The 22,478-nt window shown below is 52.7% G+C and carries 22 protein-coding genes and 1 riboswitch; of the genes, 12 read left to right on the forward strand and 10 right to left on the reverse strand.

Annotated features, from left to right (window positions below; all coding sequences use genetic code 11):
- Positions 1–66: 66 nt before the first annotated feature.
- The 3 genes from rsmF to yebS all read right to left on the reverse strand — a co-directional run bounded on the left by rsmF (position 67) and on the right by yebS (position 5,440).
- Entirely contained in the window at positions 67–1,515 is a 1,449-nt protein-coding gene (gene rsmF, locus CNE01S_RS00555; RefSeq protein WP_061272230.1) for a 16S rRNA (cytosine(1407)-C(5))-methyltransferase RsmF, read from the reverse strand.
- Between the two features lie 78 nt (positions 1,516–1,593).
- Positions 1,594–4,227, reverse strand: coding sequence for a PqiB family protein (locus CNE01S_RS00560; protein ID WP_061272232.1), 2,634 nt, complete (start codon positions 4,225–4,227; stop codon positions 1,594–1,596).
- Complete coding sequence (gene yebS / locus CNE01S_RS00565) at positions 4,196–5,440, reverse strand: membrane integrity lipid transport subunit YebS (RefSeq protein WP_061272234.1); 1,245 nt, start codon at positions 5,438–5,440, stop codon at positions 4,196–4,198. The genes CNE01S_RS00560 and yebS overlap by 32 nt, the downstream gene beginning before the upstream one ends.
- A 146-nt stretch (positions 5,441–5,586) precedes the next feature.
- On the opposite strand from yebS, the gene CNE01S_RS00570 reads away from it, so the two are divergent.
- The 4 genes from CNE01S_RS00570 to htpX all read left to right on the forward strand — a co-directional run bounded on the left by CNE01S_RS00570 (position 5,587) and on the right by htpX (position 9,996).
- A complete protein-coding gene (locus CNE01S_RS00570) occupies positions 5,587–6,075 on the forward strand; it encodes a free L-methionine (R)-S-oxide reductase MsrC (RefSeq protein ID WP_061272236.1) in 489 nt (162 codons plus the stop codon).
- A gap of 104 nt (positions 6,076–6,179) precedes the next feature.
- Positions 6,180–6,863 (forward strand): RNA chaperone ProQ, encoded by a 684-nt coding sequence (gene proQ / locus CNE01S_RS00575; protein ID WP_061272238.1) that lies wholly within the window; start codon positions 6,180–6,182, stop codon positions 6,861–6,863.
- Positions 6,864–6,883: 20 nt separating this feature from the next.
- Positions 6,884–8,920, forward strand: a complete 2,037-nt coding sequence (gene prc, locus CNE01S_RS00580) for a carboxy terminal-processing peptidase (protein ID WP_061272240.1) — start codon at positions 6,884–6,886, stop codon at positions 8,918–8,920.
- Positions 8,921–9,114: 194 nt separating this feature from the next.
- Positions 9,115–9,996 (forward strand): protease HtpX, encoded by an 882-nt coding sequence (gene htpX, locus CNE01S_RS00585; RefSeq protein WP_061272314.1) that lies wholly within the window; start codon positions 9,115–9,117, stop codon positions 9,994–9,996.
- Between the two features lie 45 nt (positions 9,997–10,041).
- Here the strand turns inward: htpX and CNE01S_RS00590 are convergent, their stop codons facing one another.
- Positions 10,042–11,415 carry an MFS transporter gene (locus CNE01S_RS00590; RefSeq protein WP_061272317.1) on the reverse strand — a complete coding sequence of 458 codons (1,374 nt, stop codon included), beginning with the start codon at positions 11,413–11,415 and terminating at the stop codon, positions 10,042–10,044.
- A 176-nt stretch (positions 11,416–11,591) separates the two neighbouring features.
- Between CNE01S_RS00590 and kdgR the strand changes: the two genes are divergently transcribed.
- Positions 11,592–12,383: a DNA-binding transcriptional regulator KdgR gene (gene kdgR / locus CNE01S_RS00595; RefSeq protein WP_061272242.1), complete on the forward strand. Its 792-nt coding sequence runs from the start codon at positions 11,592–11,594 to the stop codon at positions 12,381–12,383.
- Between the two features lie 42 nt (positions 12,384–12,425).
- Here the strand turns inward: kdgR and CNE01S_RS00600 are convergent, their stop codons facing one another.
- The gene (locus CNE01S_RS00600) at positions 12,426–12,665 is read right to left on the reverse strand and encodes a YobH family protein (protein ID WP_045784647.1); all 240 of its coding nucleotides are present in this window, start codon (positions 12,663–12,665) and stop codon (positions 12,426–12,428) included.
- Positions 12,666–12,824: 159 nt separating this feature from the next.
- Here CNE01S_RS00600 and mgrB point away from each other — a divergent pair, with 159 nt between their 5' ends.
- The 7 genes from mgrB to rlmA all read left to right on the forward strand — a co-directional run bounded on the left by mgrB (position 12,825) and on the right by rlmA (position 18,070).
- Positions 12,825–12,968 (forward strand): PhoP/PhoQ regulatory lipoprotein MgrB, encoded by a 144-nt coding sequence (gene mgrB, locus CNE01S_RS24195; protein WP_008454016.1) that lies wholly within the window; start codon positions 12,825–12,827, stop codon positions 12,966–12,968.
- Between the two features lie 54 nt (positions 12,969–13,022).
- On the forward strand, positions 13,023–13,304 hold the full coding sequence (locus tag CNE01S_RS00605; RefSeq protein ID WP_039294484.1) for a YebO family protein: 282 nt from the start codon (positions 13,023–13,025) through the stop codon (positions 13,302–13,304).
- A gap of 16 nt (positions 13,305–13,320) precedes the next feature.
- On the forward strand, positions 13,321–14,322 hold the full coding sequence (locus CNE01S_RS00610; RefSeq protein ID WP_061272244.1) for an MBL fold metallo-hydrolase: 1,002 nt from the start codon (positions 13,321–13,323) through the stop codon (positions 14,320–14,322).
- Between the two features lie 546 nt (positions 14,323–14,868).
- A complete protein-coding gene (locus tag CNE01S_RS24200) occupies positions 14,869–15,012 on the forward strand; it encodes a DUF2627 domain-containing protein (protein WP_008454022.1) in 144 nt (47 codons plus the stop codon).
- 12 nt (positions 15,013–15,024) lie between these two features.
- Positions 15,025–15,234, forward strand: coding sequence for a transcription antiterminator/RNA stability regulator CspE (gene cspE / locus CNE01S_RS00615; protein WP_001062678.1), 210 nt, complete (start codon positions 15,025–15,027; stop codon positions 15,232–15,234).
- A gap of 231 nt (positions 15,235–15,465) precedes the next feature.
- The gene (gene ftsI, locus CNE01S_RS00620; protein WP_061272246.1) at positions 15,466–17,211 is read left to right on the forward strand and encodes a peptidoglycan glycosyltransferase FtsI; all 1,746 of its coding nucleotides are present in this window, start codon (positions 15,466–15,468) and stop codon (positions 17,209–17,211) included.
- A 55-nt stretch (positions 17,212–17,266) separates the two neighbouring features.
- Positions 17,267–18,070: a 23S rRNA (guanine(745)-N(1))-methyltransferase gene (rlmA, locus tag CNE01S_RS00625; RefSeq protein ID WP_061272248.1), complete on the forward strand. Its 804-nt coding sequence runs from the start codon at positions 17,267–17,269 to the stop codon at positions 18,068–18,070.
- On the opposite strand, the gene mntP is transcribed toward rlmA, so the two are convergent.
- The 5 genes from mntP to manX all read right to left on the reverse strand — a co-directional run bounded on the left by mntP (position 18,071) and on the right by manX (position 22,246).
- On the reverse strand, positions 18,071–18,643 hold the full coding sequence (mntP, locus tag CNE01S_RS00630) for a manganese efflux pump MntP (protein WP_061272250.1): 573 nt from the start codon (positions 18,641–18,643) through the stop codon (positions 18,071–18,073). It abuts the gene before it with no gap.
- Positions 18,644–18,649: 6 nt separating this feature from the next.
- Positions 18,650–18,838: riboswitch (yybP-ykoY riboswitch) on the reverse strand.
- A gap of 198 nt (positions 18,839–19,036) precedes the next feature.
- Positions 19,037–19,495, reverse strand: coding sequence for a DUF986 family protein (locus CNE01S_RS00635; RefSeq protein ID WP_061272252.1), 459 nt, complete (start codon positions 19,493–19,495; stop codon positions 19,037–19,039).
- 60 nt (positions 19,496–19,555) lie between these two features.
- Positions 19,556–20,407 (reverse strand): PTS mannose transporter subunit IID, encoded by an 852-nt coding sequence (locus tag CNE01S_RS00640; RefSeq protein ID WP_061272254.1) that lies wholly within the window; start codon positions 20,405–20,407, stop codon positions 19,556–19,558.
- 12 nt (positions 20,408–20,419) lie between these two features.
- Positions 20,420–21,220, reverse strand: a complete 801-nt coding sequence (locus CNE01S_RS00645) for a PTS mannose/fructose/sorbose transporter subunit IIC (protein ID WP_038482086.1) — start codon at positions 21,218–21,220, stop codon at positions 20,420–20,422.
- 63 nt (positions 21,221–21,283) lie between these two features.
- Entirely contained in the window at positions 21,284–22,246 is a 963-nt protein-coding gene (manX, locus tag CNE01S_RS00650; protein WP_061272257.1) for a PTS mannose transporter subunit IIAB, read from the reverse strand.
- Between the last annotated feature and the right edge of the window lie 232 nt (positions 22,247–22,478).

The raw sequence follows: 22,478 nt of genomic DNA on the forward strand, positions 1-22,478 counted from the left end.
TCGATCACCCCAATTTCAGCGTAGTCAAGGCAGCACAAATAGCCAACTTAAAAAGTGCTTATTTTTTTAGCCAGCCTGCGGTGCGGCGAAAAGCTTGCCGTCGCGCACCAACTCCCTTGGGTAGCTGTTTTTCAGGCGCGAGCCAACTTTACGGGCCAGGCCAAGCGGTTGCCCCTGGAAAGTGACAACAACCTCATCACGTGACGGTGTCACTTCTGGATAGATATCCCGGCCACGATACCACTCTTCGGCTTCAGCTTCGCTCAGCGGGAAACAAAGCGGGTTGTCACTTTTTACCAGCGCAATTGTGGCTTCATGCTGCCAGCGGAAGCCTTTGTTATGCTGTTCGGCAAGCTTCAGGCCAATGCGAGAAAAACGTACTTTGCCGATAAGCGGCTCAATATCGGTCGGAAATAGCCAAATCTCTTTATCGCGCTGCCACAGACGGAGCTCATCGCCCCAGGTAAGACCCGATTTCGCCGCCGCGGCGGTCACTTCGGCTGCGGCTTTGCCTTTCATCGGCGCGAAGGGGAATTTCCCTAATTTATAGCTTGGGGCCGGCAGCGGCGCTATAGAGGCCGTTTTGCGCAAGCGTGCAACGAAAAAGCCTTCACAGTCGTAAATCTGCGGGAAGACGTGCAGGAAACCTTCCGGCGTCAGCGCTCGCGTGGCCTCCGGGAAGAGGTCGCTGAGGGGCGCAATTTCCACCGCGTCCGGCCAGGTATCCAGCAGCCACTGGCAGATTTCCTGATTTTCCTGGCGATTCAGCGTGCAGGTGGAGTAGACCAGGGTGCCGCCAGGGCGAAGGGCGTGAAAAGCGCTTTCGATCAGTTCACGCTGGGTATTGGCTATCTCAGCCGTGCTTTCAGGGGACCAGTTGCGCAGCGCATCGGGATCTTTTCGCACAACGCCTTCACCGGAGCAGGGTGCATCCAGCAGAATGGCGTCGAAGGATTCAGGCAGAGCGGCACCGAATACGCGGCCATCAAAATGCGTCAGCGCAACGTTGCTGATGCCGCAGCGGCTGATGTTTGCATGCAGGACTTTTACCCGGCTGGCAGAATATTCATTGGCAAGAATTGCGCCGGTGTTATTCATACGGGCGGCAATTTGGGTCGTTTTTGAGCCCGGTGCGGCGGCGACGTCCATCACGCGCTGAGGCTGGTTACCGTCGGCAAACAGGGCGGCAACGGGCAGCATCGAACTGGCTTCCTGAATATAGAACAGGCCGCTCAGATGCTCTGCGTTACTGCCCAGCGGCAGGGTTTCTTCATCTTCACGTTCAATCCAGAAACCCTCTTCACACCACGGCACCGGCGTTAAGCGCCAGTGATAAGGCGCAACGAGCGTCAGAAAGTCAGCCACGGATATCTTCAGCGTATTGACGCGCAGGCTGCGGCGCAGCGGCATCTGGCAGTATTCGATAAAGCTATCCAGCGTCTGGTCTGCGGGAAGCGCATCGCGAATCGCGTCGAGAAAAGGTTGCGGAAGATAAACGGCAGTAGATTGAGCCATGAAAAACGCCCCTGAAAAAATGAAGGGGCGCAGTTTAGCACGGAATTGCCCGAGCGACGTACCGCCCGGGCTTATGGTTTAGCGTGGCAGGGCGGTTCCCCACTGGCGCCACTCTTTCGGTTCGCTTTCCAGCAGCAGGAAGTGCTTCCCGGCTTCGGCCTTCGGCGAGAGCGGGATCCCCGGCGGGGTCGCAAAGGCAATACCCCCGCGAATAAACTGGTTAAAGGTGCCGGTTTTCACCACGCCGCCGGTTAAGCCAAAGTCCAGGCTATAGCCGGAAGCCAGCCAGAAGACGGAGTTGTCCCGGACCAGATGCTGGTAACGCTTACTTATGCGCAGGCCAACCATTACGCGGTCAGAGAGATTGCCCAGCGTCATGCCCGTGACCGTGCCAACTTCAATGCCACGGAAGAGTACCGGCGTGCCGATGCTGAGCGAACCGGCTTCAGGCACTTCCAGCACGATGTTGAGCCCGTCGGAGTAACGGGAATCGGTAATGGACGCTTCCTGCAGCTCGAAGTCGCGGCGCGGGTCGCCTCTGCCAGGCTCAACGTTGATGTATGGCTGGAGGAGGGTATCGAGATGATCGACGCCTGCCGCGGAGATCTGCGGTGTGACAACGGAGAAGCGGGTGCCGACGCGAGCGAAGGTGGAAACATACTCAGGGTAAAGCACCGCTTTCGCTTCCACTTCGTTACGCGATTGAGTCAGATTCAGTGATTCAAGCTGGCCAATATCGATACCTAAGTAGCGGATTGGCATGCCTGCTGAAAGTTTCCCGGCATCAAACGTGTGCAGCGTTATCTGGCTGCCTACGGCCCGCGCTGCGGTTTCTGAAGCATAAAGCACGCGTTTTTCGCCTTTCACCTGGCCCACGCTCGCGCCGCTCATATTGTCAAAGCTAATGGCCCCTTTGAGTGCACGAGAGAGCGGGGAGGCCTGAACCGTCAGTCCGCTGCCGTTGAGCTGAACTTTCGCACCACCTTCAGCCCAAAATACGGTGTTTGGCGTCAGTAGCTTGCGATATTCGGGCTTGATGTGAACATCAATATCAAAGTTCTCGGCGCGAGGGCGGATGGTGATTATCTCCCCCACCTGGAATTTGCGGTACAGCACCACGGAGCCTGTCTGGATATCAGGCAGGCTGGATGCCGTCAGCGTCAGCGTGGTGGTCGGGATGTCGCTCAGGCTGTTTTCAATCGCTTTTTCCATGTTGGCGTAAAGTGGGTAGCTGCTTTTCATCTCGCCTTTGCTACCCGGCAGCACGCGAATACCGCCGTTTACCCATTCGTTAGCGCTGGCGCCCAGGAACTCAACGCCGTCCATGCCGAGCTTGACGTCAATGCGGCTGTTAACCACGAATTTGCTGTCGCCCTGCAGCAGATGGCGGTATTGCGGTTCAATGGCGGCGGAGAACGTGACGCCTTTGGCCGACAGTGCCCGCTCGACCACCTGGCCGATTTGTATCCCGTGCAGGATGATGGGCTGCCCGGCATCAATGCCGTAGCTTTCAGGTGCCGTCAGCGAAAGCGTGAGTACATTTGGCTGCTGCAGCGGCGTTTGGTCGCTGGAGACCACGGTGAAGCGATCCTGCGGCTCGCCGTCACCCGGCACAAGTTCAAAGGTGCTGCCCGTCAGTAAAGTACTGATGCTCGGATTATCCAGCGAGATTTTAGGACTGCGGAGTTCGATCCGCGTACCGCTGCGCATCAGGCTAACTACGCCGGGATCAACGGTCATTTCGCCGGTGACGGCACCGCCCGGATTAAGGTTTAACTTGGTCAGAGAACCGACTTCCAGCCCCTGGTACATCAACTTCGTTGACCCTGCTTTTAGGCCATCCCCGCTCGGGAGGTCGAGGTTAATGATGACGCCGCGCTGGCTGTGCGCCAGGTCTTCGTAAAGGCCGAATTCATCATCCGCTTTGGCCGGTTCTGAGTTGTCAGGAGAGTCGAACGCAATCGCGCCATTGACCAGGGCCGCAAGGCTTTCTAGCTGAACTTTAGCGCCACTCAGGCCAACATCGGCCTTCACTCCGGATACATTCCAGAAACGGCTGCCTTTTTTCACCAGGCTGGTAAAGCGGCGATCGATAAGCACGTCGACAGTGACGCCCTGCTTGTTCTTATTGATGGCATAGTCATACACGCGGCCAACCGGAATTTTGCGGAAATAGACCAGCGACCCGCTGTTAAGGGAGCCTAAATCCGGGGCATGCAGGTGAATCATCAGTTCACCGTTATCAAGGCGATATTTAGGCTGGGTATCGAGGGCGGTAAAATGGTCTCGCGGTTCGCCTTTACCTGGCATCATGCCTATATAGTTCCCGCCAACCAGGGCATCAAGTCCGGATACGCCAGCAAGGGAGGCCTTCGGCGTCACCAGCCAGAACTGTGTGTCTTCCCGCAGCGCATCCTTCATATCGCTTTTGATACTGACTTTGACTTCGATTTTACGCAGGTCATCGCTCAGGCTGATGTTTTGCACGGTACCCACTTCAACGCCCTGGTAGCGCACGGGGGTGCGGCCAGCGACTATCCCGTCGGCGGAGATAAAGTCGATGGTCACGGTATTGCCGCGCTCCTGGTAAGTCGTCCAGATCAGCCAGCCGGCAATCAGTAACGCAATTACAGGTAATAACCAGAAAGGAGAGATCCGGCGTTTCGTTTTAATTCGCGCTTCAGTCGGTGAAGCGGGCGTTTCCTGACTCATGTGCGTCCCAAAGTAGTCGGCTATCCAGCCATTCGACGGCAAGAATAGTTAATATAACCGCCGCGCCAAAGAAGACCGCGGCGGGACCCATCGTAAATGCTAACAGCTGGTCACGGTTAACCAGTGACATCATCAAAGCGATGACAAACAGATCGAGCATAGACCAGCGGCCAATCCAGGTGACAAAGCGCAGCAATAATATGCGGGTGCGTAGCCCTTGCTGGCATTTGAAATGAATGCTTATCAGTAGCGTAATCAATACAATAACTTTAGTAAACGGCACCAGGATACTGGCAATAAATACCACGGCGGCAACGGCGATATTGCTGTGTGCCAGAGAGATAATGCCCGACATGATGGTGTCTTCCTGGCGGGCGCCGTTCACATAGATAATGGAAATAGGCAGCAGGTTTGCCGGCAGCAGAAAGACCAGAGAAGCAATCAGCGCTGCCCAGGATTTTTGTAAGCTTTGCTTACGGCGATGGTACAGCGGCACGTGGCATCGAGGGCAGCGGCCTCGCTCGTCCGGCACACCGGTGAAATGACAGCCCAGGCAAACTCGCAGTTGGGCGTTAAAGGCACGCGGCGGGCGCTGAGGGTAAAAACGCTCCCAAAGCTGCTCAATATTCAGGTGGATCATGGTCAACAGACTTAGGATCACCAGCGCGATAAAAGCGATCAGTCCGGGACCTGGCTGTATAAACGCGTACTCGCGAACTTTAATGCAGGCCACGCCAATCCCCACCAGATAGATATCCAGCATCACCCACTCTTTAAGCTTATCCAGCATCAGCAGCACCGGGCGAAGGTTCATCCCGAGAATGTTGCCAAAGCAGAGGTAGGCAATAGCCGCGACCAGCGTGGCCGGCGCGCCTACCACGCAAAAGAGCACTACGGCAGCGGTGAGCACGTCCCCCTGACTTGCCATCTGCCAAATCCCCTGCATCACATTGGCATCAATACTTGAGCCCAGCAGATAAATGCGAAGCAGCGGATCGGAAAAGGCGACGGGCATGAGCACCAGCATCGCCACGGCCATTGCTCCCAGGCGCGTCAATGACCAGTCGCGACCGTGGTGTACTCGTGCATCGCAGCAGGGACAGTAGGCACTTTGTGTCGATTTAACCTGGGGCAGAGAGAAAAGGGTATCGCATTGGGGACAACGCTGATAACGTGCCTGAGGCAATTCCTGACTGATGGCGTGTATTTTCATTGTGCGTCGTAAGCCGGGAGCGTTGTTATCTGAATAATGTATTTAGCCTATCGTAATTCATAAAATGATACACCTTGTGGCACCGTGCATTTAATGCTTATTTTAGTATGCTACAAAGTAAAGCAAGACAACATAACGGTTATTTAATGAACAAAGAACAATTTTACGCGGATTTGAATCGCGATTTTAGTGCATTAATGGCAGGTGAAACCAGTTTCCTCGCAACGCTGGCGAACACCAGTGCTTTGCTCTTTGAGCGCCTTGACGGCGTCAACTGGGCAGGATTCTACCTTCTTGAAGCCCAAACGCTAGTTCTGGGGCCCTTCCAGGGCAAAATTGCCTGCGTAAGAATCCCCGTCGGCAAGGGTGTGTGCGGTACCGCTGTCGCAACGGGCACCATTCAACGCGTCGAAGATGTGCACGCTTTTGATGGGCACATTGCCTGCGATGCGGCCAGCAATTCGGAAATTGTGCTGCCGCTGACGGTGGATGGCCAGACAATTGGCGTCCTGGATATCGACAGCACCGAGTATGGCCGTTTTTCAGAAGAAGACGAAATGGGTTTAAAAACCTTGGTTTCGCGGCTTTCAGACGTGCTTAGCGGCACTGATTTTAAAAAATTCTTCCCTCGATAGCATGATAAGCAACGGATAACGTGGCATTTAGCGATGGCGTCATTATAATGTCGCCTGTTCATGCCTGCGACTTATTGGCAATTCCGTTGTAATCAGGAAATTTCATGGAAAATCAACCTAAGTTGAATAGCAGTAAAGAAGTTATCGCATTTTTGGCCGAGCGTTTCCCTCAATGTTTTAGCGCTGAAGGTGAAGCTCGTCCGTTGAAGATTGGTATCTTCCAGGATTTAGTCTCTCGTGTTGAAGGCGAAATGAGCCTCAGCAAAACGCAGCTTCGTTCAGCGTTACGTCTTTATACGTCAAGCTGGCGCTACCTGTACGGCATCAAAGCTGGCGCGACTCGCGTCGACCTTGATGGTAATCCTTGCGGTGAGCTGGACGAACAGCATGTAGAACATGCTCGTCAGCAGTTGGAAGAAGCTAAGGCCCGCGTTCAGGCGCAGCGCGCTGAGCAGCAGGCGAAGAAACGTGAAGCGGCCGCAGCCGCAGGCGTCACGGAGGAGGCTCCACGTCGCGAACGTAAACCTCGCCCGGCCGCAGCACCGCGTCGTAAAGAAGGGGCAGAGCGTAAACCTCGCGCTGAGAAACCGGCACCTAAGGCACCTCGTGAAGAGCGTCGTACACCGGTGACCGATATTGCTGCTCTGCAGGTTGGACAGGCCATTAAAGTCAAAGCCGGTAACAACGCAATGGATGCTACCGTACTGGAAATTACCAAAGATGGCGTCCGTGTACAGCTGACTTCTGGTATGGCAATGATCGTACGCGCAGAACACTTGCAGTTCTGAAACGGAGGCCTGACTCAGGCATGAACAAACTGGCCATCGCCAGCTTGCTGTTCGTGGCAGGCAGTGCCCTGGCCCTGGACAACATTACCCGTGCCGATCAAATTCCTCAGTTAAAGGAAGAAGCTCAGCACGCAACGGTAAGCGAGCGCGTGACCTCACGTTTTACGCGTTCGCATTACCGCCAGTTCGATCTGGATGCCAACTTCTCGGCAAAAATCTTTGACCGCTACCTTAATTTGCTGGATTACAGCCATAACGTGCTGTTGGCAAGTGACATCGCCCAGTTTGCCGCGAAGAAAGGGCAGATTGGCGATGAGTTGCGTAGCGGTAAGCTCGATGTCTTTTACGACCTCTATAATCTGGGGCAGAAGCGCCGTTTTGAACGCTATCAGTATGCCTTGAAGGTGTTAGCGAAGCCGATGGATTTCACCGGTAACGACACCATCAATCTGGATCGCAGCAAGGCTCCGTGGCCAACAAGCGTCGATGAGCTGGATAAGCTCTGGGATGCGAAAGTTAAATACGACGAACTGAGCCTGAAGCTGACCGGTAAAACCGAGCAGGAAATTCGTGAAACCCTGACCAAGCGCTATCAGTTTGCCATTCGTCGTCTCACGCAAAGTAACAGCGAAGACGTGTTCTCGCTGGCGATGACCGCGTTTGCTCATGAGATTGACCCGCATACCAACTATCTCTCCCCACGCAGCACCGAGCAGTTCAACACCGAAATGAGCCTTTCTTTAGAGGGCATCGGCGCGGTATTGCAAATGGACGATGATTATACGCTGATCAACTCTATGGTTGCCGGTGGTCCTGCGGCGAAAAGCAAGGCTATTACCGTCGGCGATCGCATCGTTGGCGTAGGCCAGACGGGTAAACCGATGGTTGACGTGATCGGTTGGCGTCTGGACGACGTTGTGGCGCTGATTAAAGGGCCAAAAGGCAGCAAAGTTCGCCTTGAGATCCTGCCTGCGGGCAAAGGCACCAAAACGCGTACCGTGACGCTGACCCGTGAGCGTATCCGTCTTGAAGACCGCGCGGTCAAGATGTCGGTGAAGACGGTCGGCAAAGACAAAGTCGGCGTGCTGGATATTCCTGGCTTCTACGTTGGCCTCACTGATGATGTGAAGGTTCAGCTGCAGAAACTGGAAAAACAGAACGTGAAGAGCGTGATTATCGATCTGCGTTCTAACGGCGGCGGCGCGCTAACGGAAGCTGTGTCTCTGTCTGGTCTGTTTATCCCAAGTGGCCCGGTTGTTCAGGTTCGCGACAACAACGGCAAAGTCCGTGAAGATAGCGACACCGATGGCGTGGTCTACTATAAAGGGCCTCTGGTGGTGCTGGTTGACCGCTTTAGCGCCTCGGCATCTGAAATCTTTGCTGCGGCTATGCAGGACTATGGTCGCGCGCTGATTGTCGGCGAGCCGACCTTCGGGAAAGGTACCGTACAGCAGTACCGGTCGCTGAATCGCATTTACGACCAGATGCTGCGTCCGGAATGGCCTGCATTGGGTTCTGTTCAGTACACCATCCAGAAGTTCTACCGCATTAACGGCGGCAGTACCCAGCGGAAAGGTGTTACTCCAGATATCATGATGCCAACCGGGACCGAGCAAACGGAAACTGGCGAGAAGTTCGAAGACAATGCGTTGCCTTGGGACAGCATCAATGCGGCGACCTACGTGAAGACCGGTGACCTTACGCCGTTCGAACCTGAGTTGCTGAAGCTGCATCAGGATCGCATCGCCAAAGATCCTGAGTTCCAGTACATCATGAAGGACATTGCTCGCTTCAATGCCCTGAAGGAAAAACGTAACGTTGTTTCTCTGAATTACGCCCAGCGTGAAAAAGAGAATCAGGAAGACGATGCTACTCGCCTGGCAAGAATCAACGATCGCTTCAAACGTGAAGGCAAAGCGCCGATTAAGAAACTCGACGATTTGCCGAAGGACTACCAGGAAGCCGATCCGTATCTGGACGAAACGGTTCATATTGCCGTCGATCTGGCTGGCATAGAGCAGGACAGGCCGGCGGAGCAGCCGGCAGCGGCAAAATAACTCTCCCAGATGGGCACCCGAAACGGTGCCCATTTTTTTACCTGTCTCCAGCGATGTAAGACAAATGCATACAAAATGTAAAGTTATGTATTATTAATCACTTGGCGGCGTCAGATGCTTGAAAATAGGCGGCGCGCCCCTACGATGTTGTGGAGCGCAAAGAGCGTGTTTTTAACCGAGGTAAAAAGAAAATTATGATGCGTATCGGGCTTTTCCTGCTGACCAACCTTGCGGTAATGGTCGTTTTCGGGCTGGTGCTAAGCCTGACGGGGATCCAGTCGAGCAGCGTTCAGGGTCTGATGATCATGGCGGTCCTGTTTGGCTTTGGCGGCTCTTTTATTTCCCTGCTGATGTCAAAATGGATGGCATTACGTTCAGTAGGCGGTGAGGTAATTGAGCAGCCTCGTAATGAAACGGAGCACTGGTTGATGGAAACCGTGCGCCAACAGTCGCAGCAGGCAGGCATCGCCATGCCGCAGGTTGCGATTTATCATGCGCCAGACATTAATGCCTTTGCTACCGGAGCGCGGCGTAACGCTTCTCTGGTTGCGGTCAGTACAGGTCTGCTGCAGAACATGAGCCGTGACGAAGCGGAAGCGGTTATCGCGCACGAAATCAGCCACATCGCCAACGGCGACATGGTGACCATGACGCTGATTCAGGGTGTGGTGAACACCTTCGTTATCTTTATCTCCCGTATCATCGCTCAGGTGGCTTCCGGCTTCCTGTCCGGGAACCGTGATGATAACGAAAGCAGTAACGGTAACCCGCTGATTTACTTTGCGGTTGCCACGGTGCTGGAGCTGGTATTTGGTATTCTGGCGAGCATCATCACCATGTGGTTCTCACGCCATCGTGAATTCCACGCCGATGCCGGTTCTGCGAAGCTGGTGGGTCGCGAGAAGATGATTGCTGCGCTGCAACGCCTGAAAACCAGCTATGAGCCGCAGGAAGCCAGCAGCATGATGGCGTTTTGCATCAACGGTAAGGCCAAATCAATGAGCGAATTGTTCATGACGCACCCGCCGCTGGACAAACGTATCGAAGCGCTGCGCAGCGGCGAATACCTGAAGTAATTGAAACTCTGAAATGAAAAAGCGTGCCCAGGCGGCACGCTTTTTTTATGCCTGCACCCGGGGTTGCGAGATTCGCAGCCCGCTGACGACGGCGGCAATGGTGGCAAATATGCCTGCAAGTATCAGCGAAGCGTGCGTTCCACTTGTGCCAAACAAGTTAAACATTAGCGCGACCAATGCGGCACCACAGCTTTGACCAAGCAGGCGGGCAGTCCCCAGCATACCGCTTGCGCCACCGCTGCGATGGCGGGGCGCTGAGGAGATGATGGTGTGGTTATTCGGGGACTGGAAGAGGCCGAATCCAGCGCCACACAACACCATACGCCAGATGATATCCAGGTCGGACGGATTGTGCGGTAGCATGGCCAAAGCAAACAACCCGCAGGCCATCACCAAAAGCCCGATAGCACCCATTAGCCCGGCATGAACTCGCTCGATAAGATAACCTGCCAGCGGCGCCATCACCATCGTTGCCAGCGGCCACGGCGTTAACAGTAGCCCGGTTTCAACCTCACTCCGCCCCAGCACGCTTTGCATAAAAAAGGGCAGGGAGACCAGCGCCAGCATCTGGGCGCCAAACGAACATATCGAGGTACCGATAGACAACGAAAAAATTGGGATTCGCAGCAGGTCAACCGGCAGCAGCGGGAACGGAAGGCGTAGCTGGCGACGAATAAAGAAATAGCCAATCACCACCAGTGCGGCCAGCTCGCCAATAATCACTGAGCCGGGCTGGCCCTGCGAAAAGCCGCTGATAGCCGAAATAAGCAAGCCGAAGGTCAGGGCGTTCATTACCGCGCTCGGAATGTCAAAGCGCTGGCCCTGGGATTTTTGCTGATTGGGCGGTAAATAGCGCAGCGCCAGAATCAACGAAACAATGCCAATCGGCACGTTGATTAAAAACAGCCACTGCCAGGAGGCCACCGAAAGAATTGCAGCGGCAACGGTAGGACCTGCGGCGGAGGAGACGGCAACGATAAATGAATTAACACCCATCCCGCGGCCAAGAAAACGTTGAGGATAAATCAAACGAATGAGTGCGGTGTTCACGCTCATTAATGCCGCGCCGCCAAAACCTTGCAGCACTCGGGCAAAGGTGAGCATCGGCAGTGAGGTAGAAACGGCGCAAAACAGCGAGGTCAGGCAGAACAGGACCAGGCCGCACTGATAGATACGGCGGTAGCCAAAAATATCGCCGAGAAACGAGAGCGACAAAAGCGAGACAATAATGGCTATTTGATAGGCGTTTACCACCCAAATAGATTCCGCCGGGCTGGCATTCAAATCGTGTGCAATTGTCGGCAGAGCGACGTTAGCGATAGCGCCGTCCAGCACGGCCATCATGATCCCGAGCGCAATCGTGAAAATGGCACCGTAACGCTGGGGCGTCGGTAAGCCATCGGATACTGATTTATCCATATTTAAAATTTGGCTGTCTGAAGTCGTTAGGAGGGTAATGATTTTATCATCAATTAATCTTGTCAATGCCGCAGATTTGTAACGAATCAGCAGGCTTTGATTGCGGCTATCATAGGGCATCAATATACTAAAAAGCGGTTCCAATTTTTATAAAACAATAACACCCGAGGTGATGTATGGCTCTCTCAGACCCCGATAAGCAGCCTGATGCAGTCTCTTCCGTGCTGAAGGTTTTCGGCATCTTACAGGCCCTTGGTGAAGAAAAAGAGATTGGTATCACCGAACTGTCTCAGCGTGTCATGATGTCCAAAAGCACCGTGTATCGGTTTCTGCAAACAATGAAATCTCTCGGTTACGTGTCACAAGAAGAAGAATCGGAGAAATATGCCCTGACGCTGAAGCTTTTTGAACTGGGCAGCGGGGCATTGCAGAACATTGACCTTATCCGCAGCGCGGATATACAGATGCGTGAACTTTCCCGGCGAACGAAAGAAGCGATTCACCTGGGGGCGCTTGAGGACAGCAGTATTGTCTATATCCACAAAATAGATTCGCTTTATAACTTGCGTATGTATTCACGTGTCGGACGACGGAATCCGTTGTATAGCACTGCCATAGGTAAGGTTTTGCTGGCGTGGCGGCCACACGACGAGATTCTGGAGATTCTTTCGGATGTTGAATATGTTCGCAGCACGGAACGTACAATCGTCAGTACAGAAACCCTTCTCCCGGTGCTCGAGCAGGTGCGAGCGCAGGGCTATGGTGAGGACAACGAGGAACAGGAAGAGGGGATTCGCTGTGTCGCGGTGCCGGTGTTCGATCGTTTTGGGGTTGTAATCGCGGGCATGAGCATTTCATTTCCAACAATTCGCTACACGGATGAAGGGCTGGCTGAATACGTCCGCATTCTTCATCAGGCCGCGCGAACGCTGTCACAGCAAGTGGGCTATCACCATTATCCTTTCTGATTTTGTGAAATCAGGCCGCGTAAAAAACGCGGCCCTGCCGCGTTAGCCGTTATCAATCGGCGTGTCGACTTTTCGCAGGAGCGGGCAGTCGGTTAAGCCAATAATCCCGCTGTCGGTGTGAATAAACTGTGCTGTCACGGTATTACGTGCCGTCAGGTATTTACATTGCAGCCCAAGCCCTGCCGCATTTTCTTTACTGCCGACTAAAACGCCATAGCCTGAAAGCAACAAGCCAATCCAAATGATGGCGATAACAACAATCGTACGAATGATCGCTCGCATACTGACCTCAAACATGAATCCAATCCTGCATCAACCCTACTCTAAATAATTGACATCACAATCTGATGATTCTGAAATGAAAAAGCAGGAAACGTTACTCATGGTTTAGTTGGTTAGTGTTAAATTACCGAAATTCTATGGTCAAGAGGTGGCGATGTAGTGAGAAAGTACAGATGGGTGATCGTTTTGGTGATTGTTGTTACCTGCCTGCTGCTATGGACTCAAATGATAAATGTGATGTGCGACCAGGATGTGCAATTTTTCAGCGGCATTTGTACCATTAATAAATTTATCCCCTGGTAGTGATTTTTCTCTCTCTGCCTCAGGTGTAGAATGCGTTTTTTTTGAGGTGGTAAGATGAACGAATTGGGTTTTAGTGCTTTAACTATCATGCCGCTGGCGATATCGCTAGTGACGTTGATTGTCGGTCTTGTCCTGTGGTTTTTTGTCAATCGTTCCAGTAGCCGTGCAAACGAACAGATTGCACTGCTCGAAGAGCTGGTGGATTTACAGAAGCGTCAAAATGCCTTGCTACGCCGTTTGTGCGAAGCGAACGAACCTGAGCCGGAACACAAACCGGCTGCGAAGGTTGAAGAAGAAAATGACGACGACTTTGTGCGTCTGGTAGCGGAACGCTAATCTGGCTGGAGGTGGGATGAGCTGGAAAAACCCTTGGTACAATCCACTGTTATCCCACCATTTGCCCGAGGGGTTTCGCAATACGGAACCCGCGATACGGCAGCCTGGTGACGTCCAAAAGTGGCGGCAGGAGCGCAAAGCGCAGAAGCTTCCACATCCTCCCGGTGAAGGTTACTCCGCATTTATTGAACGCTGGTGGCAACAGGCCAATCTGAGCGGCAGCGATGACCGCGTATGGTGGCTGGGGCATGCCAGCCTTTTATTACGGCTTAATGGCCATTTTTTGCTGACCGATCCTGTATTCTCCCGTCGTGCATCTCCGGTTTCGTTTGCCGGTCCTGCCCGGCGAACCGAAGTCCCGCTCGATCTCAACCAGTTATCTCGACTGGATGCCGTGCTCATTTCCCATAATCATTACGACCATCTGGATAAAAAAACGGTTCGCCGGTTGATTAAGCGTTTTCCCGACGTTCATTTTTTTGTGCCTCTGGGCCTGAAGGCGTGGTTCAGCCAGCGCGGCATTGAGCAGGTAACAGAGCTGGACTGGTGGCAAAGCTTTAACTGGTGTGGCATGGTTTTCACTGCCGTGCCGGCCCGACACTGGAGTATGCGAACGTTTTGGGATCGTAATCGTTCGCTTTGGTGCGGCTGGGTTGTAGAGCAGGGGCCTTGGCGTTTTTGGTTTAGCGGTGACTCCGGTTACACTGAGTCGCTGATCGAGATAGCGAAACGTCTGGGGCCGTTTGATATGGCCGCGTTGCCCATTGGTGCCTACGAACCTCGCTGGTTTATGGGGGATCATCACATGGACCCTCAGCAGGCAGTGACTTTATGGCAAGCGATCGGGAAACCCGCGACAATTCCTATTCACTGGGGCGTATTCGAACTGGCCGATGAGTCTCTCGATAAGCCGCCAAAAGAATTGCTTGCGGCCCTGCACGAGCGGGGGGAAAACCACGATCTGTTTTCACCGCTGCGAATCGGTCAAAGTTTGCGCTTTAGCAAAGATAAGAATTAATTATTATTGTCTGCAATGACGGCTTTATTTCTGTCGAGCTAAATTACCCCCCCCCTGGCAATCACGCATTAAAGGCATCGAAACGTTTTTATTGCCTTATTCTGGGGCAAAGTGTCATTAAACTTTCATTATATTGGTGCAAAATAACAGCGGTGTTGTACAGGCTTTATTCTGTTGGGCGTAAAAAATACAGCAATGTAATCCGGTGACCGGTCACAATGACTTGCTTTAGGTTAATTTGTGCATAGATATGCATAAAAAATCATAAAGATATATCCTCAAAAGCGGATTTTATTAAGCGAATATCTGGACGAAAAGTACGGTTTACGCTAAGGTTCAGAAGTTGTCGGAATGTTGTTAAAACACAACCTGTTGCGACAATTTTCTATGATGAAAATATACGTCAAAAAACGCAGATTACTTTCTTAAGGTAATCGTGTAATTTTCTGAATCTGTGCGGCAGATCGACACATGCTTAAAAATGGCTTGCCATTGTTTACGTTGTGTGTGATAACACGTTGGGTTAAACGAGGTACAGTTCTGTTTATGTGTGGCATTTTCAGTAAAGAAGACCTGAGTAAACACGTTGTCGTTGAATACCGCTTCTCTGCCGAGCCTTATATTAGTGCCTCATGCAGTAATGTCTCTGTTTTATCTAAGTTATGCCTGCGGGCGAAGAATACAATCTAAGGAATTTGCAAAATGGCAAAGATTAAAGGTCAAGTTAAGTGGTTCAACGAGTCTAAAGGTTTTGGTTTCATTACTCCAGCTGACGGCAGCAAAGATGTATTCGTACACTTCTCTGCAATCCAGGGTAACGGCTTCAAAACTCTGGCTGAAGGCCAGAACGTTGAATTCGAAATCCAGGACGGCCAGAAAGGCCCTGCTGCAGTTAACGTGACTGCCATCTAATTCTTCTGGATTAGAGCTCAGGCGCGAATAACGCCGAATTGAGATAAAAGCCCCGTTTCGACGGGGCTTTTTCATGTCTGTTGCTAACCTGCTGTTTTTCAAATTATTAACAGACTGAATCATTTGTTGCCTCTTGTTGCAAAGCTGCGAAGGTTTTAGCACTGTTCTCCCGGTAAAAATGGTCAAATCTGGTTAAATCTTTCAATCGCTTAGGCCGTTCCAGGAGTGGTTGTGAAGAAGGGTGTTTCCGCATTAACCGGTAATTTTATCCAGTGGCGTTTTGCGCTGCTGTGTGTGGCCATCACCGGAAGCCTGGTTTTTTTGCTTGGGCGCATTGCCTGGCTGCAAATCATCTCTCCGGATAACCTGGTTAAGCAGGAGGACATGCGCTCCCTGCGCGAAGAGCCGATTGACGTTCCTCGCGGAATGATTGAAGACCGCAACGGCAAACCGCTGGCGGTCAGCGTGCCCGTTGAGGCGGTGTGGGCCGATCCAAAAACGGTAATGGAGAAGGGCGGCGTACTGGTTAACAGCCGTTGGCAGGCGCTGGCCTCCGCGCTGCATGTCCCTCTCGGCGAGATTGCCGCACGTATTCACAGCAATGAACGCGGTCGCTTTATTTATCTTGCTCGCCAGTTGGATCCCCAGCAGGCGCAATACATCGACAAACTGAATATCCCTGGCATCGCACTGCGCGATGAATCTCGCCGTTTTTATCCTGCAGGCCGGGTCGGGGCGAACCTGATCGGGTTCACCAACATTGACGATCAGGGCATTGAGGGGATCGAAAAAAGCTTTAACCAGCAACTTACCGGCAAAGAAGGTGAGCGTCTGGTGCGCAAAGACCGCTACGGACATGTGGTGGAAAATATCACCGAGAACCCTGCCAGCCCCGCGCACAATATCCAGCTCAGCATCGATGAACGACTGCAAACTGTGACGGAAGATGCGCTTAGCAACGCTGTATCCTGGAACAAGGCCGAATCTGGCGCGGCGGTGGTCATTGATGTGCAGACCGGTGAAGTGCTGGCGATGGCTAACTACCCAACCTTTAATCCGAACAACCGTGATGACGCAAAGCTCGATGATTTCCGCAATCGGGCGATTAGCGATACCTTCGAACCCGGCTCGACGGTGAAGCCAATGGTGGTGATGACGGCGCTGCAGCAGGGGATTGTCCGGCCTGACAGCGTTATAGATACGCATCCATTTACCCTGGACGGACATCACATCCGCGACGTAGGGTATTATCCGCAACTCACCCTGACGGGAGTGCTGCAAAAATCGAGCGATACCGGCGTTTCTCGTCTGTCACTGGCAATGCCTATTCAGAATATTTGGGACACGTATCATAAATTTGGCTTTGGTGTGCCCACCGCAATCGGCCTGACGGGCGAAAGCCGAGGCCTGTTGCCGGTTCGTCAGCGCTGGGGGGAGCTGGACAGAGCGACTTTTGCATTTGGCTATGGCCTGATGGTAACGCCGCTTCAGCTCGCTCACGTTTATGCGACTATCGGCAGCTTTGGTATTTCACGTCCGCTGTCCATCACGCGCGTTGACCCGCCGGTGGAAGGGAAAAGAGTTATGCCAGAAGAAATCGTGCATGAAGTGGAGCATATGATGGAGAGCGTGGCGCTGCCCGGCGGCGGGGGCGTTAAGGCTGCAGTTCATGGCTACCGGGTGGCGGTGAAAACGGGGACGGCCAAAAAGATCGGTCCTGATGGTAAATATGTCGATCAATACATTGCCTACACGGCTGGCGTGGCGCCGGCCAGCAATCCTCGCTATGCGCTGGTGGTGGTGATTAACGATCCTTCCAACGGGAAGTATTATGGCGGTGCGGTTTCTGCCCCTGTTTTCAGCCAAATCATGGGCGATGTTTTACGCCTGGAAAATATTGAGCCAGACGGACTGCCTGCCGGAGACAACAGCATGATGGTGTTGAACAAAATGGAGAATGACCACGCCGCTATGTAGCGGTTTGGCAAAAGGGGCGCTAAACTTGCGCCCTTTGTTGTCTCCGGAGTTTTCTATGTCCTGGCTTTGCCCACTCTGCCATTCCGTGCTTAGCGCCAGCGCGAACAGCTACCGCTGCCCTCAGGGGCATCAATTTGATATCGCCAAAGAAGGCTATGTCAATTTGCTGCCCGTTCAGCATAAACGTTCAAAAGACCCGGGTGATAGCGCGGAAATGATGCAGGCTCGCCGGGCATTTCTCGATGCCGGACATTATCAGCCTCTACGCGATACCCTTTGCGAGCTGTTAAAAGAGATTTCGCCCTCTGCGCTGTTGGATATTGGCTGCGGGGAAGGTTATTACACGGCGGGGTTTGCGGCGGTTGTGGCTGAACAGGGCGGTGAGACCTGGGGGCTGGATGTTTCAAAAGTTGCGATTCGCTACGCGGCAAAGCGCTACCGGGAGGTTAAATTTTGCGTGGCATCCAGCCACCGCCTGCCGTTTGCCGATGAGAGTATGGACTCGATTGTGCGTATTTTTGCTCCCTGCAAGGCTGAAGAGCTTGCGCGAGTCGTGAAACATGGCGGCGTTGTGGTGACCGCTACGCCTGGCCCACGTCATTTGATGCAGCTAAAAGGGCTGATTTATCAGGATATCGTCTTGCACAGTGAAGAGGTTGAAGCCATGCCGGGCTTTACGCTGCAACAGACGCTACAGCCTGGCTGGATGATGAACCTGCGTGGGGATGAGGCTGCCGCTCTGTTGCAAATGACGCCGTTCGCCTGGCGCGCCCGCCCGGAAGTGTGGGATGCGTTGAAGGCAGAAACGGCGTTTAGCTGTGAAACTGATTTTGTGGTGCGGGTCTGGCAGCGCGATTGATCAGTTAAAAGGGGCGAAGTGGCTGTACATGATCTGGCAGCCAATGCCTATCAGGACGATACCGCCGAGGATCTCGGCGCGTTTGCCTAATATAGGCCCGATAAAGCGACCGACCATCATGCCTAACGTGGACATAATCGCGGTAGCGCAGCCGATGGCTAACGCAGTCTGAATAATATTGACCTGCAAAAAAGCAAGCCCAACGCCTACGGCCATCGCATCAAGGCTGGTGGCAATCGCGGTGGTCACCAGCAGCCAAAAACCGTGGCGATGAATTTTGGGCGCATCTTCCTGAGCCGCTCCGCGGAAGCCTTCCAGCACCATACGGCCGCCGAGGAAAACCAGCAGAATAAAAGCTACCCAGTGGTTCCATTCCAGCACGACCTTGCTTGCCAGCAGGCCAAGGCCCCAGCCGATAAGCGGAGTAATGGCTTCAATGACGCCAAAGATCAAACCGGTACGCAGCGCTTCTGAGAATTTAGGTTTGTGCAATGTGGCACCTTTGCCGATGGAAGCGGCGAAGGCATCCATGGACATGCCGAAAGCAAGCAGGATTGTTGCGGAGAGATTCATCATTACGCCTCAGTTGGGGATATCCATATACACGCAAACCATCCCCAACTTTACGATGGCGCGTGCCTATGGTCTCGCCTACTCAGAACTCTGAGGCGTACATGCCACGTTAATCTCAGGAACGGATATAACGAGTATGTTGACATGTACATTTCTGCCTATGGCAGAAATCGGCTACTCCCCAATGACGGCCGCAACCTTAACATATTTTTTTAAATTAAAACAATCTTTGAATTCTATTTTTCTCATTATTTATTGATAACGATTTGCATTTTAACTGGATATGCAATGAAAAGGTTAAAATAAAGCCATGCAAATCTTATGAAATAGCAAAGGCTATGTTTAAAATGGTGAAAAATAACCCACCAATATAGACTTTGCTATAATTATAACTCATTGAGTTGAAAGCATTAGTTTGGATATTTTTTCGAGATCGTCAATATTCTTAACTCGAATCAATAAGCGTCGCTGTTCTAATTGCATCACCAGCACGCCGTCTTCCGATAAATTCATTTCTTTAATGCGGTTATATTCCACCCAAACATTGGCGAAGAAAAAGCCATGACTTTTGAAGATGATCTTCGGCTGCCTGAACCAGGAAAGATAAATGGCCATTAGCGCCAGAGCAGATAATAACCATGTGGTTAGCGGGGTGCCATGAGAGGTCACGTTGTTGTAGATAAGGATGCCGACAAGAAAGACAAAGATGGTGCTGTCCACGCGATTGCGGCGAAGCAGGGGGATTTTGAGCAGGGTTTTGCCCTTCAGCTTGTCCATAACAAACTCATCGTAAACGGCAAAAGCCAGCAGCAAGGCGATAAAAATAACCAGCACGACATCCGTTAACGTCATGAAACCTCCCGTCAAAGATAAAAAAACCGGGGGCTAAATGCCCCCGGTTGTCAGAACAAATTACAGGCCCAGCAGGCCAATAGCGTAACCCACAATCCCGATGACGAAGAAGCCCATGATTATCCACAGCGCGTTGACTTTTTTGCGCAGCAGCCACATACAGGCAAAGGTCAGCAGCAATGGCACCAGGCCCGGCATCAGCTGGTCGAGGATCGTTTGCACGGTGGTCACTTTAACAGCCCCGGTCTGGTCGGTAATTTTTGATACCACCAGCGGGATGTTAACGTGCGTCCACTTGTTAACTAACGCCCCCATGACAAAGAGGCCGAGAATAGACGCCCCTTCCGTCAGTTTTTGCAGGAAGCCGCCGCCCATATCCTTAACGATATCGACGCCTTTACGGTAGCCATAGGCCACGCCATAGTAGCGGGTCAGCAGGCGCACCGCGTTGAACAGAATAAAGAACAGCAGCGGGCCAAGCAGGCTACCGCTCATGGCGATACCGGCGCCCAGGGCCGCAAAGACCGGACGCACGGTGCCCCAGAAAATAGGGTCACCTACGCCCGCCAGCGGCCCCATCAGGCCAACTTTGATGCCGTTAATCGCGCCGTCGTCAATCTCTGCGCCGTTAGCACGCTGCTCTTCCATCGCCAGCGTAACGCCAAGCACCGGGGCAGCAACGTAAGGGTGGGTGTTAAAGAACTCCAGGTGACGCTTAATAGCCTGGCGGCGCGCCTCGTTATTTTCCGGATACAGGCGTTTGATAACCGGCACCATACAAAAACAGAAGCCTAATGCCTGCATACGCTCGAAGTTCCATGAACCCTGGAACAGGTTAGAACGCAGGAATACGCCACGGATATCACTCTGGGTGATTTTCTTTTCAGTCGCTAATTTAGTGGAATCAACCATTTCGCTCACCTGTTAGTCCAGTTCGTTATCAAGATCGTTAGCGGCAGAAGCCTGGGCCGGCGCGCCCGCGCTACGGTTGTATTTCGGGCTCAGCTGGATGTAGAGGATGGCCATGACTGCGCCAATCACGCCCAGTGCCACCAGGTTGAAGTTGGTGAACGCCGCGGTAACGAAACCGAGGTAGAAGAACGGCATCAGGTAGCCCGCACGCATCATGTTGATGACCATCGCGTAACCCACCACCACGATCATGCCGCCGGCGATGTTCAGGCCGCTGGTCACCACTTCAGGAATGGCGTTCAGCATGTTCTGAACTTCACTGGTGCCCACGGAGATGGCGACGATAACCGCTGGAATAGCGATACGCATTGCCTGCAGGAACAGGGAAGAGACGTGAATCCAGGACAGCGCCGTCAGGTTGCCGTTGTTGGCGGCCTTATCCGCTGCGTGCTGGAAGCCCACGGTAATAGTACGAACGATAATGGTCAGTACCTGGCCCGCGGCGGCAAGTGGAATCGCCAGCGCGATACCCGCCCCGATGCTTTGGTGCCCGGCGATGACCAGGATGGTAGAGATAATTGAGGCAAGGGCGGCATCAGGCGCAACGGCGGCACCGATGTTCATCCAGCCAAGAGCAATCATTTCCAGCGTACCGCCGATGATGATGCCGGTTTTCATGTCGCCGAGTACGGCGCCGATTAAAGTACAGGCGATAAGCGGACGGTGGAACTGAAATTCATCGAGCACCGACTCCATACCGGCGATACAGGCTACGACAAACACCAGCACAATCTGAAGAGTGGTAATCTCCATTGTACTTCTCCTATTGACGATGACTTATGTGTGAAATCTGAGCAATATTATTAGTGATGACAATCATTTAACTTTAGCGATCAGATCCATCATTTTCAGTTTTTGATCGGTAGATACTTTCCGCGCTTCAAGCTCAATCCCGCGCTCATTCAGTTTTTTGAAGGCTTCGATATCTTTTTCATCTACGGAAATGGCGTTATTCACCTGGGTTTTTCCCTGGCGGAATGCCATACCGCCGATGTTAACGGAGGTAATTTTTACGCCGCCCTCGACGATACGCTCCACGTCAGTTGGGTTGGTGAACAGCAACATCACGCGGTCGCCGGCATATTTAGGGTTGTTGTAAACGCGGATCATTTTCGCGACATCCACGACGTGCGCGGTAACGCCCGGCGGTGCGACCTGAGTCAACAGGGTTTTACGGACCGTGTCCGCCGCTACTTCATCACTAACGACGATGATGCGGGTGACGTTAGTTTCTTTTGTCCAGCGGGTAGCAACCTGACCATGAATTAAGCGGTCGTCGATACGTGCCAGACCGATATTCATGTAGTCGTTTGGCCCCATCGGTTTGGCCGGTGCTGCGGCTTTCGGCGCGGCGGCGACAGCTGGGGCAGTTTTTTCTACCGGTTTGGCCTTCAGCGCCTTCACGCCTTCACGGCCGGTTTCTACCGCGTGTGCGACCAGATCGTCGAAGGTAGGGTTGTCGTCGCGAGACATCAGGGTTTCGACCAGCATCGGGATATTCACCCCGGCGACCACTTCGTAATGTTCTTTATCTACAACGATACGGCTTGCTGCATTGAATGGACTGCCACCCCAGGTATCCACGAGGAATAACACGCCTTTGCTGGTGTCTAGTTTCTCCAGCTGAGCGTTATATTTCTCGATCAGGGTTTCAGCATTTTCACCCGGGACGAAATCTATCCAGCCAACGTTCTCTTGTTCGCCTAATAGCATTTCGGCGGTTTTCAGCAATTGTTCCGCTGCCCAGCCATGTGTGCCTATGACAATAGCAATAGTCACTTGCTACCTCCTGTTTTTGTCATTACAACACCCCTCGAAGGGTGCGGTGGTGTATCGGGATCGTGTTTAGCGAATCGATTCAGATAACACGTTCAAGAAAGAACAAACCATTTGCCGGAATTATTTTAGACAGTGAAAAAATAATTTATGTGATGAAGATCCGTAATTTAACTTTGCCGCGATTTCATGCCATTACGCGGTAAAATATGGTCAGCGTAAGTTGCAAAAAAAT

It is taken from the genome of Cedecea neteri NBRC 105707 = ATCC 33855 (assembly GCF_001571265.1).
Lineage (GTDB): Bacteria > Pseudomonadota > Gammaproteobacteria > Enterobacterales > Enterobacteriaceae > Cedecea > Cedecea neteri.

Bases quoted from the DNA above. Each gene is read 5' to 3' on its own strand.
- rsmF (WP_061272230.1), bottom strand. From the start codon at position 1,515: ATGGCTCAATCTACTGCCGTTTATCTTCCGCAACCTTTTCTCGACGCG.
- CNE01S_RS00560 (WP_061272232.1), bottom strand. From the start codon at position 4,227: ATGAGTCAGGAAACGCCCGCTTCACCGACTGAAGCGCGAATTAAAACG.
- yebS (WP_061272234.1), bottom strand. From the start codon at position 5,440: ATGAAAATACACGCCATCAGTCAGGAATTGCCTCAGGCACGTTATCAG.
- CNE01S_RS00570 (WP_061272236.1), top strand. From the start codon at position 5,587: ATGAACAAAGAACAATTTTACGCGGATTTGAATCGCGATTTTAGTGCA.
- proQ (WP_061272238.1), top strand. From the start codon at position 6,180: ATGGAAAATCAACCTAAGTTGAATAGCAGTAAAGAAGTTATCGCATTT.
- prc (WP_061272240.1), top strand. From the start codon at position 6,884: ATGAACAAACTGGCCATCGCCAGCTTGCTGTTCGTGGCAGGCAGTGCC.
- htpX (WP_061272314.1), top strand. From the start codon at position 9,115: ATGATGCGTATCGGGCTTTTCCTGCTGACCAACCTTGCGGTAATGGTC.
- CNE01S_RS00590 (WP_061272317.1), bottom strand. From the start codon at position 11,415: ATGGATAAATCAGTATCCGATGGCTTACCGACGCCCCAGCGTTACGGT.
- kdgR (WP_061272242.1), top strand. From the start codon at position 11,592: ATGGCTCTCTCAGACCCCGATAAGCAGCCTGATGCAGTCTCTTCCGTG.
- CNE01S_RS00600 (WP_045784647.1), bottom strand. From the start codon at position 12,665: ATGCGAGCGATCATTCGTACGATTGTTGTTATCGCCATCATTTGGATT.
- CNE01S_RS00605 (WP_039294484.1), top strand. From the start codon at position 13,023: ATGAACGAATTGGGTTTTAGTGCTTTAACTATCATGCCGCTGGCGATA.
- CNE01S_RS00610 (WP_061272244.1), top strand. From the start codon at position 13,321: ATGAGCTGGAAAAACCCTTGGTACAATCCACTGTTATCCCACCATTTG.
- CNE01S_RS24200 (WP_008454022.1), top strand. From the start codon at position 14,869: ATGTGTGGCATTTTCAGTAAAGAAGACCTGAGTAAACACGTTGTCGTT.
- cspE (WP_001062678.1), top strand. From the start codon at position 15,025: ATGGCAAAGATTAAAGGTCAAGTTAAGTGGTTCAACGAGTCTAAAGGT.
- rlmA (WP_061272248.1), top strand. From the start codon at position 17,267: ATGTCCTGGCTTTGCCCACTCTGCCATTCCGTGCTTAGCGCCAGCGCG.
- mntP (WP_061272250.1), bottom strand. From the start codon at position 18,643: ATGAATCTCTCCGCAACAATCCTGCTTGCTTTCGGCATGTCCATGGAT.
- CNE01S_RS00635 (WP_061272252.1), bottom strand. From the start codon at position 19,495: ATGACGTTAACGGATGTCGTGCTGGTTATTTTTATCGCCTTGCTGCTG.
- CNE01S_RS00640 (WP_061272254.1), bottom strand. From the start codon at position 20,407: ATGGTTGATTCCACTAAATTAGCGACTGAAAAGAAAATCACCCAGAGT.
- CNE01S_RS00645 (WP_038482086.1), bottom strand. From the start codon at position 21,220: ATGGAGATTACCACTCTTCAGATTGTGCTGGTGTTTGTCGTAGCCTGT.